Below are 13,662 nucleotides of genomic sequence, written 5' to 3'. Positions count from 1 at the left end.
TCAAAAAACCAGCTTAAATGCTGGTTTTTTATGTTCAATTTTAATATGGCGTTGCTAAAGTGATCACACCACCCTAAATGAGAGTAGAATATTTAATCATATCAACCTAGTATAAATTTACTTACTTCAAAATTTGTGAAAACACCGTGGTCAAACTAACAAAAGAGCAAATTTATAAACACCTTAATAATGAAGAAGATGCTAAAGCCTGCAAAGAAATTGATGAATCTGCATGTAAAGAGGTGCCCGGTAACTTCATTGTTTTATTACTGAGCCAGCTGTTTAGTAAATTTGCAGATGCACTACTCAACCCTAAAGTAACGCTCCCTTGGTTAATGCAAAGCCTAAATGTGCCTAGCAGCTTTATAGCTTGGCTTGTACCAATAAGGGAATCTGGCTCTTTACTTCCGCAGTTGGCCATTGCCGATGTGATCCGCAAACTATCTGTTCGAAAATGGGTATGGGTAATTGGCGCTATTGCGCAATCGTTATGTATATTTGCGATGGTAGGCGTTGCTTTTGTATTAGAGGGAAAACAAGCAGGCTTCGCTATTTTAGGTTTGTTAATATTATTTAGTTTAGCGCGGGGCTTTAATTCAGTAGCAGCAAAAGATGTACTGGGAAAAGTGATCCCTAAAAAACAGCGAGGCAATATTAGCGGCTTAGCAGCAAGTATTGCAGGTTTGGCAACCCTAACCTTTGGTCTACTGATGTGGTTTTTTTCACAGCAGAAGGAACAAAACACGGTATTAATTGCTTTGGTATTAGGCGCAGTAATGTGGATTGTGGCGGCCTTTTATTATAGCCGCATAAATGAATACAAAGGGGCTACCGACGGTGGAAAAAACGGGTTACTGCACGCATTTACAAAACTTAAACTCCTTTACCAAGATAAGCAATTTGCCCACTTTGTTGTCACACGGGCTTTTTTGTTGTGCTCAGCCTTAAGCGCACCATTTTATATTATTTTAGCAAGTCGCCAATCGTTTGAGTTTTCGTTACTTGCGACATTTATTGCTGTATCGGGCTTCGCTAGTTTAGTGTCGGCGCCAATTTGGGGGCGATTAAGTGACCTATCAAGCCAGCGAGTTTTAGTGCTTAGTGCCATGCTAGTCACTTTCAATGGTTTAGCGGTATTTGTTATTGCAACGTGGTTTAACCATTTGTTGAGTGCATGGTGGCTACTGCCTACGCTTTACTTTTTACTCTCTGTTGCTCACCAAGGTGTTCGCCTTGGCCGCAAAACGTATTTAGTCGATATGGCACAAGGAAACAAACGGACCGACTATGTTGCAGTGAGTAACACGGTTATTGGCGTGCTTTTACTCATGTTAGGCAGCATTGGATTACTTGAAAGCTTTTTATCTACCGCTGAACTTATTTTGCTTTACAGCCTGCTTGGTTTTTGTGGCGCTATTAGTGCATTATTTTTACCTAAAATAGAGTAATCCTAACCATATCAACTTGCACTAATACCTAAAACAACTTACTTGATTAACCTGAATACTGGACAATAAACCTATCTTTAGCAGGTATGCTCAGCGCTTAGGTTAATTAAGCTAACTAGCATAAACATTTTATTACAATTACTTACACCCTAACGTTAGTTTTTGCCGTAGGCTGAAAAGAGTTAAATATTCGCCTACTTAAAACTATACAAAGGGATTTACCATGTTAAAACCGTTTAGTGCATTACTTATATTGCTTGCACCTAGTACTTTATTAGCGCAAACCATGTCGATTAAAACCACTGAAGGGTTAGTAACAACCGACTCGACAACGTTATTTGCTTTTAACAAAGAGCTTAAGCAGTTAGAGCGCATTGATTTACTATCGGCGCAATACACTCAGCTCGTTCTGCCTGACAATGCAATTGGTTTTGACGTGGCAACACTTGCTAATTCGAGTGGTAAACAAGCGCTTGTTGTAGCAAGCGATGGCATTTACAGAGCAGGCAAAGATACACCTTCACTGTTATTTACATACACATCAGTAATAAACCAGCTAGAAGTCACCGAGTTTGAAAAAATAAACTTTATTATTGATGCAAACAAAGATGGACTGAGTGATATTTTGCTCCCTGACTTAAAGCAAACAACTCTGTATGTTCAAAATACTAACGGCCAATTTACTCCTCATATTTTTGAAAAAACAGCGCTATTTACCGGTAATTTTTCAAAAGAAGGGCTCACTCTTGAGGTTGATATTAATAACCAGCCTACTATTACCGACTTTAACCACGACGGCCTAAACGACTTGGTATTTTTAAATAAGCAAGGCGCCGATGTACTTTACGCTAATGCTAATGGTTACAATAAAACCATGGCTGACGTAAATTTTAATATTGAGTTGGGCGAGCTTAGTAACGGTGAAAAACGCAAAATAAAGCAGCTTCTTGATATAAACAACGATGGCTATTTAGACTTTATTACCAAACAATATAAACCAGTGGAAGGCATGGATTCGCTCGATATTGACATAGCGCATAACCTTTATTTGGGTAATAAAACAGGGTTTAGTCAAACACCTATTAAATTGTTAAATACCAGCGGCCCTAGTCAGCTTGTATTTGAAACAGACTTTAATAACGATGGCTTAATAGACCTGCAAACAATGGACTTAGACATTGGCCTTGGCACTATTGCCTCTATGGCTATGGGCGGTGGTAAAACTGACGTAGATGTAGAAATGAATATTTATAAGCAACAAACCGATGGCTCATTTGCTAGTAAATCAAGTATAGAAATTGACCTTGAGATGGAAATAAATATGAGCAATGGCGATGCAACCCCACCTTTATACATAGGCGATATAAACGGGGATGACAAAACTGATGCGGTATATAAATACAGCAAAAAAACGCTCTATGTTTACTACGGCGATGAGAACAATTTGCTGAACAAAAAGCGTAAAAAAATAAAATTAACCCTACCTAATAAAAGTAAAGATATTTTGTTAGTTGACATTAACCAAGACGGTAAAAAAGACTTTGTATTTAAATTTACCGAAGAAGATGGCACCAGTAAAATTAAAACCCGCTTAAACTAACCACCTACACAAAAAGCCCAGTATTACTGGGCTTTTTGTGTCAGCTTTTACACATATTTACGCTTTAATACTGAGTAACGAATCAGATTCAGACAAGCCAAACTTTTCTTGAACAGCCGATAGTATAGCGTCTTTATCTTCATCGTTTATTTGGCTTGAATACTGCTCTAGTAATTCATCGAGGTAACTTACTACATCTTCTGTATTAACTTGCTCTAGTGAATTTTGTGGCGGTGGAGGCGGTCTTTGCCCTTCAGGGCGGCCAGCATCACCAATACTTTTAGCGTCAAATTCAAGCTCGCTCATTAATTCTGCCAGCTCTTTAGTGGGTGAAATACCCTGCTCTTCAAACGCAGCTTGAATGCTTTTTGCATCTTCAGATATTAAGCTTTCGGGATCAAACTGCGCTAGCGTTTCTTTTACAAAATCACTTTGTTCTGATGTTAGCGATACAGCTTGGCTTTTTTGCTGCGGGATAAAACTAGTAGCGTTATTGTTTATAGAATTGATCATGTTAGTTTCCTTTCAACGTTCACGACGAGGTGGTTTATGTTCACTTAATTCTTGCTCGCTGATTTCCCCATTACCGTCAGCATCAATTTCATCAAAAATAGTCTGTGCGTCACCGTGAGGTGGTCTTTTAGTATTAAATTCATCAAAACTAATTGCACCATTGCCATCGCTGTCGAGAGTTGAGAAGTCTGGCTTAGGTGGTTTGTTATTACTTCCTTTTGCAGCAATATTGGCCGAAAAAACAATGCTAAGTAATACAATTATTGCCGTTGATGTTAAATGCTTCATAGTAATAACCTTATATTCAGTACATGTTAATACCGTAAACTTACACCTTAAAAACGCAAAAAATGTGCAAACAGTAAGGAAGCATTAAATAATTTAAAAATTGATGTGTTCTAGGGCGTTCTGGTTGCCCAATTTACAATCAGCAGATAAGCTAACGCAAACATGTGCAAATGCGCGTAATACTGCCCTTAATTCTCAAAGCTGATATACTGCTTGGGCATATAAAACAACTAATTACAGAGCACTTTTATAAATAATGATTAATAACCAACTCTACTTAGCAGGCAAGCTGTGAAAACACCAAAACGCTTACAACCCCTTATCGATGACGGTTTAATTGATGAAGTACTTAGCCGACTAATGAGCGGCAAAGAAGCCGATGTATTTGTGGTTAGATGTGGTGAACACATCCGGTGTGCCAAGGTTTATAAAGATGCCGTTAAACGCAGCTTTAAAAAAGCCGCACAATACCAAGAAGGCCGTAAAGTTCGCGGTGGTCGTCAAGCACGTGCCATGGGGAAGCGCTCAAGTTATGGGCGCCAGTTAGAAGAAGAAATTTGGCAAAACGCTGAGGTTGATGCACTTTCTCGATTAGCTAGGGCCGGTGTGCGCGTACCCGACACATACTGTTGTGTTGATGGTGTATTACTTATGGAACTTGTGTCTGATAGCGATGGCGATGTAGCCCCGCAGTTAGGCCATGTAAGTATGAGTAAAGAAGAAGCTATAAAACAACATACACTGATGATGCACTATATTATGCTTATGCTGTGCGCGGGTATAATTCATGGTGATTTATCAGAGTTTAATGTGCTTGTGGATGACAAAGGGCCTGTGATTATTGATTTACCGCAAGCTGTAAATGCGTCTGCTAACAATAGCGCTGAAGCCATGTTTGCTCGTGACGTAAACAACATGCGTCGTTACTATAGTGAGTTTGCACCTGAGTTGTTAACTACCCAATACGCTAAAGAAATGTGGGCGCTATTTGAAGAGGCAAAACTTACACCTAATTCTATACTCACCGGTGAATTTGAAGATGACAGCGAAGAAGCTGACGTTGATTCAGTACTAGACGAGATACAAGCTGCAGCCGATGAAGAGCAAGAGCGACTAGCGCGCATTAACTTTTCAGACGAAGAATAAAACGCCAACGTTTTTGTTAATCGCTTTGTTCCCTTATTGCGGGTGTACAAAGCGATAACCTACCCCATAAACAGATTGAATCACACTCTCTGTTTTAGTTAATTCATCCAGCTTTTTACGCAATTTTTTTATGTGGCTGTCAATCGTTCTATGACTCACAATACGCTGATCGGTATACATGGTATCCATTAAGCTATCTCGTGAATAAATTCTACTCGGGTTATTAAACAAAGGTTTAAACAACTGAAACTCAAAGTTAGTTAGCTCGATGTCGTTATCTTGGTATTTTACTTTATAGGTGGTTTCATCTAATTGCATTACCGATGTTTGTACTGCTGAAACGTTGAGACGCCTTAAAATAGCTTTTACCCGCGCAACCAACTCTGCGTAACTAAACGGCTTACAAATATAATCATCTGCGCCTAACTCAAGCCCTAGCAAGCGATCTATCTCTTCTACTTTGGCCGATACCATAATAATAGGCACGTTAGAAAAACGCCTAATCGCTTTACATAATTCGATTCCGCTTTGACCTGGTAACATTACGTCTAGCAAAATAAGGCTTGGCCTATTAATTTCAAGCCATGGAAGTACGTCATTCCCATGGTGTATTTGATGAGTATTAAAATGATGATTCATTAAAAAATCACTCATTAAATTAGATAATTTTTCTTCATCTTCAACTATTAAAATGTGTTCACTCATTGGCACCTCTATTCGTAACGTAAATTCAAACCACTTAATAAAGTAGGCAATTTAAAGATTAGGTTTAAACATTGTTAAATGGTTGGCAGGCGTATAATAATAGCTAAACCACCTAGGTCCGCTTTTTCTGCGACTATCTCACCGTTATGACCTTCAACTATATGTTTACAGATTGATAAACCAAGGCCTGAACCACCTTCTTGGCGGTTACGCGCACCATCAACTCGATACAGGTATTCAAACAAATGCGCTAAATGTGAAGACTCTACCCCAACGCCATTATCCTCAATACTCAGCTCAATAAATGACTGCCCTTTTTTACTTATGTTTTTAGCAGTTATTGAAATAGTCGTGCACTGAGCATAATGAACTGCATTCATTAAAATATTATCAAACAACTGCAGTAGCCGTGTTTTATCAGCCTCAACATTGGCGTATTGAGCACTATTTAATAGATAAAGTTTGATTGTATGCTGCTCAAATATAACCTGATATTTTTGCTCGATTGTATTTAACAGTATTGTTAAATCGGTTGGCTGCATGGTGTAGTGCATCCCCCCTAATTCGGCACTATTTAGCATATGTAAATCATCAATCAACCGCTTTAAATGCATCGCTTCATCATTGGCTGAACTAATATTTTGGGTGTTAGGCTCACGTACCCCAAGTAACATTGCTTCAAGTTCACCCAGTAAAATACTCATTGGTGTTCTTAGTTCATGTGAAATATTAGCTAACCAGCGTTTACGTACCTGCTCATCTTTAGCTAGTGTAAAGGCGAGTGTATTAAAATCTTCACTTAATTGGCCTAATTCGTCTTTTCGATCAAGGGTAAGCTTAGTGGTGAAGTTACCTTGGGTTAGCTGGTGCATACCTGTTGCAATTTGTTTTACGGGGCCGACTAAGTGTCGTGATAATAAAAAAGTTAACAACAAGGTAAATAAAGCAGCGGCTATAGCAATAAGCCATAAGTAGTTGGTTTGCTGTTCTAAAAAATCAAGCTCGTAGCCATCAACTAAATTATCTCTTTTTGAAACAGCTAAATAGCCAATAACTATATTGTTAACAGTAATCGGCGTATTGATATAAGTGAGTTCATCGAGATAACGCCCTCTTATCGGTTGCTTATTTTTATCAAGTAACGCGTAATGAGCAATATCGTTTGGTCTGGGAGGGCCTTTCATATCAAAGCGACCGCGTTCAGGTGGTGGAGGCCTCATTGACCGGCCTCTAGGACTTGGGCGCTCTGCAAATTCAGAAAATTGGCTGCTTTGTAACTCGGCTTCAACAAGGCGTCTAAAACTTTTATTGTCATGGATGACTTCGTCCCACGAGGCACTGCTTTCATATTGCTTTGCGAGCTTTGCTACAAGCGGCTCAAGTGCTTTTATTTCTTTTGCATTCACATAATCAATAACACCTTGTCCTATGCTCCATTGTATAAGCACCACCAGCCCCGCAATAATGCTAAAGGTAAAGCTAAACAAAATTAAAAAAAGTTTATTGTGAATTTTCATGAGCAAGCGTTCACTTTAAAATTAAACCGCCATTTATAACTTGGCCATATTTAAATAAGTTTAACAACTAAACGTGCAAACAATGTGCACCTACTTAAAAAATTGTACAAAAAAGGCGACCTAAGTCGCCTTTGTATTGTTTAGTTTTTTAAATGTTTATCAAAAAAATCTAAAAAAGCCTGCAGCGTTTTAACGCGATGTGCTTGATGCGATAAATAATGATCGCCATCGTCTAACTCAATATAAGTAACGTCTTTATTTTCATCGTCTAATTCATCTTCCATTTCCCGGCTATGGTAAACAGGCACTACACTGTCATCACTGCCATGAACTAATAATATAGGTCGGTTAATCTGCTTTGCATACGTTACAGGAGAGTTAGCTTCTAGCATATCGTCGTCTGTACCAAACTGCTTTCTGACTATTTCTTTATTGGTAAAGTAACGCGCTTTAAAAACAAGGTGTTCTAAATCACTTACGCCTGCAAAACTGGCAGCACATTTAAATGTTTCAGGGTGCTTAACAACCGCCATTAACGCTGCATAACCACCATAACTTGCGCCACCAATACAAATTTTTTCAGGTTGTGCAATACCTTGTTCAATAAGCCAATTGGCGCCATCTTGTAAATCGTCTTGCATGGCTAAACCAAAACCCTGAATAGATTGCATTAAAAACTCATAACCATATCCGCTTGAACCTCTAAAGTTTGGCTGTAATACAGCGTAACCATGATAAGCCAATAATGCAGTCCAATAATCAAAGTTAGCGTAATCTCGCGCCATTGGACCACCATGCGGAAATATTATAGTGGGTAATTTGTCGCCCTTTTTATACCCTACAGGCAACGTTAAATAACCTTCAATGGTTAATCCATCTCTCGCTTTGTAACTAATGCGTTCTTTACCGCCGTATACTGTTTCATCAATTTGCGGATAGGCATCGGCAATTGCGCTGACCTGGTTTTTTGTTCTATCTCCTAATAAATAACTACCAGACGACTTTGCTGAACTAACGTAAAGTATGTATTTTTGTTGATCTTTAGTGGTGCTTAAAATATCAATATCGTAGTCGTCTTTAGGAAGCGATACTCTTAAAGAACGGTGAAGTTTATCTAAATCTGCATCCCAGTAGTTTACCCCGTCCTCTATGTGAGAATCAGTAAACCCTGCAACCTCACCTGTTTTGCTAGAATAAAAAATAGAACCATCAAAGTCGTATTTATCATTGCTGTAAATTAACTCGCGCTCTTTAGTAGTTAGGTTAAGTCTAAACAATGCATCTCGCCCGTTGTGCAAAGCCGAGATATATAAAAGGTTAGGGTTTTTATCAAACCCTAATATAGAAATACTTTGCTCACTAAATACTTCGTAATCAAATAACGTGTCCCAGTCTCCGGTCTCAGCGTTAAGTAATTCATAAGTAAATTGTGTTTCGTCCATTTTTTTAGCTATACGAACATTACCTTGCCTGTCGGCAAACCAATCTGTTACGTTATTGCGCTGTCTTTGTACTTTACTTTTGCGCAATGTATTAAGATCTAGCTCGTATACAGCAGGGTTATTTGGCACCGTAAAATCACCCTGTACCAAAATTTTATCTTCTTGACCTGGTAGAAAACTCACTATACGGTCTGCAAATTGTGGCTGACGCTCATCTCGAGAAGGGACAGCTCTAAACGCTAATTTAATCCCATCTTTATTTGTGAGATTGTACGAGTACAAAAGTGTAGATGTATATTTAGCCCCGCCAAATTGGTACTTAATAAACCTAGCACCCAACAAAATAACGTTATCATTAGCCCAGCTATACCAATCAAAAAATACAGTGCGGTTGTCTGCATTTAAAATTGCTTTTGTATCTCCTGTTTTGAGATTTTTAACCATTAACACTAAGGTTCCTTTGTGGTTTCGAACAAAGGAAAGGTTCTCACCATTGGGAGATAATTTAATTTGGCTAAAGTCTTTTAAGCCCGCAAAGGCTTCTATTGGCAATTTTTTATCTTGTGCGGCGAGAGTACTAAAGCTAATAAGCGTGATCAATGCAGCAGCAATAAGTTTACGCATCAAAAGTCCTTTTATTTTTATGTTTTTAAATCAGGTCCGTATTCTATAACTGAGGGCGCTTAAGAACAAATTTATCTTTTGTTGTACTAAAATAATCGCCACCCATTTTCCCTACAGCCTCTAACTTAGCAGGATCAATATAACCGTTTACTAATATTGCATCATCAATACAAATGCCTACTACATCTAATAACATCATTTTTCCGCCACCGGCTTTCTCTGAAACAGTAATTACCTCACGCAAGGTACATTCATAGCGTACTTTAGAAGCCTCGACACTTGGCGGGCTCACTAACAAACTTGGCGCCTGTTGTATATTTGCTTCATCAAACTCGCTCACGTCATTTGGATAATTAGCACAGCTTTGATTCATTTGTTCAACTAAGTTATGGCTAACAATATTGACTACACACTCTTTAGTCGCCAGTAAGTTAGTTAAGGTGTCTTTGTTGGCTTGATCTCGCGGGTTTACCTGAGTAACACTTAATACAGGAGGGTTACAGCTTGCTACGGTAAAAAATGAGTAAGGGGCAATGTTCGCAATTCCCTTCTCACTTAACGTGCTGATCCATGCAATAGGTCGCGGGCTTATACCACCCACTAAATATGAATACACATTGTGATTGGCATTATTAGTTAAATCTAAAAACATGTTTTTCCTTTTTATTATTAAAACTAAATCGAAATTTAAAACCTTTACGTATTAACAACTTTAACTGTTTTGTATTTTATGGTGTTTTATCTAGCAACCAATACCAACTAGTTAATACGCAAACAAAAAACACAAATAACGTGAACACTAATATACTAACTTTAAGCGACGAGTCGTAAATTAAATGCGTGAAAAAATAAATATAGTGTGGTTTAAACGCGATTTACGCTTAAGCGATCATCAGCCATTAAAAAGTGCGTTTGATACTGGCATACCTACCTTACTAATTTACAACTTTGAACCGCTTCTGCTTGAGGATGCGCATTATAATGAACGACACTGGCGCTTTGTATACCAGTCTATTGTTGATTTAAACTCTCAATTAGCGCGCTTTAATGCAAAGGTGTATATATTTAATGAGAACATGCAAACACTGCTTGATAGGCTCAATAACCAGTTTGAAATATCACATATTTTTAGCCACCAAGAAATAGGGCTAAATAATACCTTTGAACGCGACTTAGCAATTAAAGCTTGGTGCCACCATAATTATATTAACTGGCAAGAATCGCCAACAGGCGCTGTTATTCGTGGTAAAAAAAACCGTGATAATTGGAACGAACGCTGGCAAAAAACAATGCAGGCTCCGCTTGCTATACCAAATTGGAAGAATGTTAATACCGTCAAACTTAAAAATTATAAAAATCCAGAATTACCTAAAACCTACACGCAAGATGATGACAATTTTCAGCAGGGCGGCCCGCTTCATGCAAGAGAAGTTATGCAAAGTTTTTTTACCCAGCGCGGTAAAGGCTATCAAAAAGGAATATCTAGCCCTAGCTTAAGCCGTACCCATTGCTCTAGACTATCGCCATATTTAGCATGGGGAAATATAAGCCTTAGGCAAGTTTATCAAACTGCGATAGACGCTTATCATTCAAACCATCCCGATAAAAAAGGTTGGAAGCGACCGCTTGCTGCTTTTGTATCTCGTTTGCATTGGCATTGCCATTTTATGCAAAAATTTGAAAGCGAATGCACCATGGAGTTTAAAGCATTAAACCCGGGCTATCATTCATTTCCGTATCGTACCGATAAACATGTAAAGCATGATATTGAGCGTTGGGCGCAGGGGCAAACAGGCGTGCCTATAATAGATGCATGCATGCGCTGCTTAAAGGCTACCGGTTATATTAACTTTAGAATGCGCGCTATGCTTGTGAGCTTTGTAACGCATCATTTAAATATAAGTTGGCAGCAAGCAAGTTTGCCACTGGCGAATTACTTTTTAGATTTTGAACCTGGTATTCACTACCCGCAAATTCAAATGCAAGCATCGGTTACGGGCATTAATACTATTCGTCATTACAACCCGATAAAACAATCTGAAGATCAAGATCCTACCGGCGCCTTTATAAAAAAGTGGTGCCCTGAACTTGAAAAGCTCCCTATTGAATACTTACACGAGCCATGGGAGCAAACACCAATGGAAGCGCTTTTTAACGATTTTAAACTGGGTGAAGATTACCCCGAGCCTATGCTTGATTTGACACTCGCCTCAAAAGACGCCCGCGAGCGATTATGGCAATACCGAGAGCGCCCTGACGTTAAACGTGCCATAGGAAAAATACTTAGAAAGCATGTTGCAATCACACCAAACACAAGCAAAGTAAAAAATAAAAACACCACTAAAAATAACACTAAGGTTAAGTAACTATGGCGCATAAAAAACTAAACCTACCTCACAAAATATGCCCAGTATGCGACAAGCCATTTTCGTGGCGTAAAAAGTGGCAGCGTGATTGGGACAATGTAATTTATTGCTCAGAGCGGTGTAAAAGAAATAAAGAGTAATTGAAATTTACTGGCGTCTATTTTGCAACATCATCAGAAATCAGTGCTTTTCAGCCGTTATTTAAGCTTTTTTGTAAATAACGCTTACCTAATCTGAAAAACTTACATTTAAACAAGGAGAAGATGATGACGATTAAAAAAACGGCAAACTCAACGTGGTCTGGTGACATTAAAACAGGCAAAGGCTGTATTTCTACGCAAAGTGGCGCACTTGATAAACAACCGTATGGCTTTAATACCCGCTTTGAAGATGAGCCAGGGTCCAACCCCGAGGAGCTAGTAGGTGCGGCGCACAGTGCCTGTTTTAGCATGGCGCTGTCGCTTGCATTAGGTGATACTGGTTTTACGGCCGATAAAATTGATACAAAAGCAACGGTAAGCCTTGATGAAGTAGACGATGGCTTTGCAGTGACGCATATAGCTCTTGAAGTAAACGCACGTATTAAAGATATTGCTAACGAGCAATTTCAAGCATTGTGTGAGCAAACTAAAAAAGGCTGCCCTATTTCAAAGCTGCTTAATACCGAAATATCACTTAACGCAACACTCGAGAGCGTCTCATAACCGACTAATACCGATGCTCAACAGTAGGTAATCTAAGCCAAGTAAGTTTTTACTTGGCTTTGCATTTATTACCCAACCCTTTTTGAGTTGTTTAAATCTAATAAATCGTTAAGTAGCGCAATCCCCATACCTAACGCAGGCCATACTACCCATAAATTATTTGGCGATGTAATTAAATTTATTGCTGTTAATAATGTTAATACAGCTAAATAACGTTTTAGGTTTTCGAAAAATGTGGTTGTATTCATGTTTACTCTCCTCTTTATGTATGAGGTTATTTTTAAACATAAACACAGCAAATACAGCTGTTAAAAGTCACTCAATATTATGACAAGTGTCATCAATTAGGGCTTACTTATTAATCACTTATAACTAGTTAAAATATAAAAACTCATACTTTAACTTGTTTGTGTTAAAATCGGATTTAAACTAACCTTAATGTATATGTTACAAAGGCTGAATTAAATGAATGAAAAATCAACAAATTGCGCAAAAGTTACCTGCAGTAACTGTGAGGATGCAAACACACTTGAATTTGATTTTTCAATGGCCTTCCAACCTATAATAAATTGCCAAACCAACCATATTTTTGGCTACGAGGCATTAGTGAGGGGGCTAAACGGCGAATCTGCTTATTCTATTATCTCAAGAGTGAACGAGGAAAACCGTTATACGTTTGACCAACTTTGTCGTATTAAAGCCATTAAGCTAGCCTCAGAACTAGGCATTACATCAATGCTTAGCATCAACTTTTTACCCAATGCTATTTATAAGCCTGAGCGCTGCATACGTACTACATTAGAGGCAGCTAAAAAGTATAATTTTCCTATTCAAAACATCATGTTTGAGTTTACCGAGGTAGAAAAAGTAGAAGACACCGCTCACATAAAACGCGTTGTTGATTATTACCAATCGCTTGGTTTTAAAACCGCGACCGATGACTTCGGCGCAGGTTACTCTGGTCTAAATCTACTTGCTGACTTTCAAACAGATATTATTAAGCTAGATATGGCGCTAATACGCGATATTAACCACGACACAAAACGCCAATTAATAGTAACTCATTGCTTAAACATGTTTCGCGATTTAAATATTACAGCACTGGCTGAAGGAATAGAAACAGCAGAAGAATACGTGTGGCTTAAACACGCGGGGGTTGAATTAATGCAAGGTTACTTATTTGCAAAGCCTGGCTTTGAGTGCTTACCTAATGTGAACCTAGATTTTTAAGGTAGAGAATAATCGCACACCTTAAATTTATACAAAGCTTGATTAATGCCGCGTATTGTAAAGCGGCATTAATCTATTA

The 13,662-nt window shown here is 38.4% G+C and carries 14 protein-coding genes; 7 read left to right on the top strand and 7 right to left on the bottom strand.

What is annotated here, in order from left to right; translation table 11 throughout:
• Nucleotides 1-146: 146 nt before the first annotated feature.
• Together ATS76_RS11320 and ATS76_RS11315 are read left to right on the top strand one after the other, a co-directional pair.
• Complete coding sequence (locus ATS76_RS11320; protein ID WP_058552229.1) at nt 147-1,448, top strand: MFS transporter; 1,302 nt, start codon at nt 147-149, stop codon at nt 1,446-1,448.
• Nucleotides 1,449-1,671: 223 nt separating this feature from the next.
• Entirely contained in the window at nt 1,672-3,048 is a 1,377-nt protein-coding gene (locus ATS76_RS11315) for an FG-GAP repeat domain-containing protein (RefSeq protein WP_058552228.1), read from the top strand.
• 57 nt (nt 3,049-3,105) lie between these two features.
• Here ATS76_RS11315 and ATS76_RS11310 read toward each other — a convergent pair whose 3' ends face one another.
• Both ATS76_RS11310 and ATS76_RS11305 read right to left on the bottom strand, forming a co-directional pair.
• Nucleotides 3,106-3,561 (bottom strand): hypothetical protein, encoded by a 456-nt coding sequence (locus ATS76_RS11310; RefSeq protein WP_058552227.1) that lies wholly within the window; start codon nt 3,559-3,561, stop codon nt 3,106-3,108.
• Nucleotides 3,562-3,573: 12 nt separating this feature from the next.
• The gene (locus tag ATS76_RS11305; protein ID WP_058552226.1) at nt 3,574-3,849 is read right to left on the bottom strand and encodes an EF-hand domain-containing protein; all 276 of its coding nucleotides are present in this window, start codon (nt 3,847-3,849) and stop codon (nt 3,574-3,576) included.
• A gap of 291 nt (nt 3,850-4,140) precedes the next feature.
• On the opposite strand from ATS76_RS11305, the gene ATS76_RS11300 reads away from it, so the two are divergent.
• Complete coding sequence (locus tag ATS76_RS11300; protein ID WP_058552225.1) at nt 4,141-4,995, top strand: PA4780 family RIO1-like protein kinase; 855 nt, start codon at nt 4,141-4,143, stop codon at nt 4,993-4,995.
• 33 nt (nt 4,996-5,028) lie between these two features.
• Here the strand turns inward: ATS76_RS11300 and ATS76_RS11295 are convergent, their stop codons facing one another.
• From ATS76_RS11295 to ATS76_RS11280, 4 genes are all read right to left on the bottom strand, one after another.
• Nucleotides 5,029-5,700 (bottom strand): response regulator, encoded by a 672-nt coding sequence (locus ATS76_RS11295; RefSeq protein ID WP_006791444.1) that lies wholly within the window; start codon nt 5,698-5,700, stop codon nt 5,029-5,031.
• A 74-nt stretch (nt 5,701-5,774) separates the two neighbouring features.
• Complete coding sequence (locus tag ATS76_RS11290; protein ID WP_058552224.1) at nt 5,775-7,217, bottom strand: ATP-binding protein; 1,443 nt, start codon at nt 7,215-7,217, stop codon at nt 5,775-5,777.
• 140 nt (nt 7,218-7,357) lie between these two features.
• Nucleotides 7,358-9,283: an alpha/beta hydrolase family protein gene (locus ATS76_RS11285; protein ID WP_058552223.1), complete on the bottom strand. Its 1,926-nt coding sequence runs from the start codon at nt 9,281-9,283 to the stop codon at nt 7,358-7,360.
• A 43-nt stretch (nt 9,284-9,326) separates the two neighbouring features.
• The gene (locus ATS76_RS11280; protein WP_058552222.1) at nt 9,327-9,935 is read right to left on the bottom strand and encodes a flavin reductase family protein; all 609 of its coding nucleotides are present in this window, start codon (nt 9,933-9,935) and stop codon (nt 9,327-9,329) included.
• Nucleotides 9,936-10,119: 184 nt separating this feature from the next.
• Between ATS76_RS11280 and ATS76_RS11275 the strand changes: the two genes are divergently transcribed.
• The 3 genes from ATS76_RS11275 to ATS76_RS11270 all read left to right on the top strand — a co-directional run bounded on the left by ATS76_RS11275 (nt 10,120) and on the right by ATS76_RS11270 (nt 12,353).
• Nucleotides 10,120-11,649 (top strand): cryptochrome/deoxyribodipyrimidine photo-lyase family protein, encoded by a 1,530-nt coding sequence (locus ATS76_RS11275; protein ID WP_058552221.1) that lies wholly within the window; start codon nt 10,120-10,122, stop codon nt 11,647-11,649.
• A gap of 2 nt (nt 11,650-11,651) precedes the next feature.
• Entirely contained in the window at nt 11,652-11,789 is a 138-nt protein-coding gene (locus ATS76_RS19070; protein WP_082653623.1) for a DUF2256 domain-containing protein, read from the top strand.
• A gap of 126 nt (nt 11,790-11,915) precedes the next feature.
• Entirely contained in the window at nt 11,916-12,353 is a 438-nt protein-coding gene (locus ATS76_RS11270) for an OsmC family protein (protein ID WP_058552220.1), read from the top strand.
• Nucleotides 12,354-12,421: 68 nt separating this feature from the next.
• Here ATS76_RS11270 and ATS76_RS11265 read toward each other — a convergent pair whose 3' ends face one another.
• Nucleotides 12,422-12,601, bottom strand: a complete 180-nt coding sequence (locus ATS76_RS11265) for a 2TM domain-containing protein (RefSeq protein WP_058552219.1) — start codon at nt 12,599-12,601, stop codon at nt 12,422-12,424.
• A 217-nt stretch (nt 12,602-12,818) separates the two neighbouring features.
• Between ATS76_RS11265 and ATS76_RS11260 the strand changes: the two genes are divergently transcribed.
• Nucleotides 12,819-13,583, top strand: coding sequence for an EAL domain-containing protein (locus tag ATS76_RS11260; RefSeq protein ID WP_058552218.1), 765 nt, complete (start codon nt 12,819-12,821; stop codon nt 13,581-13,583).
• The last annotated feature ends 79 nt before the right edge of the window (nt 13,584-13,662 follow it).

The organism is Pseudoalteromonas sp. 10-33, from assembly GCF_001469195.1.
In the GTDB taxonomy this organism is placed as follows: domain Bacteria; phylum Pseudomonadota; class Gammaproteobacteria; order Enterobacterales; family Alteromonadaceae; genus Pseudoalteromonas.
The sequence above is the reverse complement of the archived record's forward strand: the minus strand, read 5'-3'. Positions and strand labels throughout refer to the sequence as shown.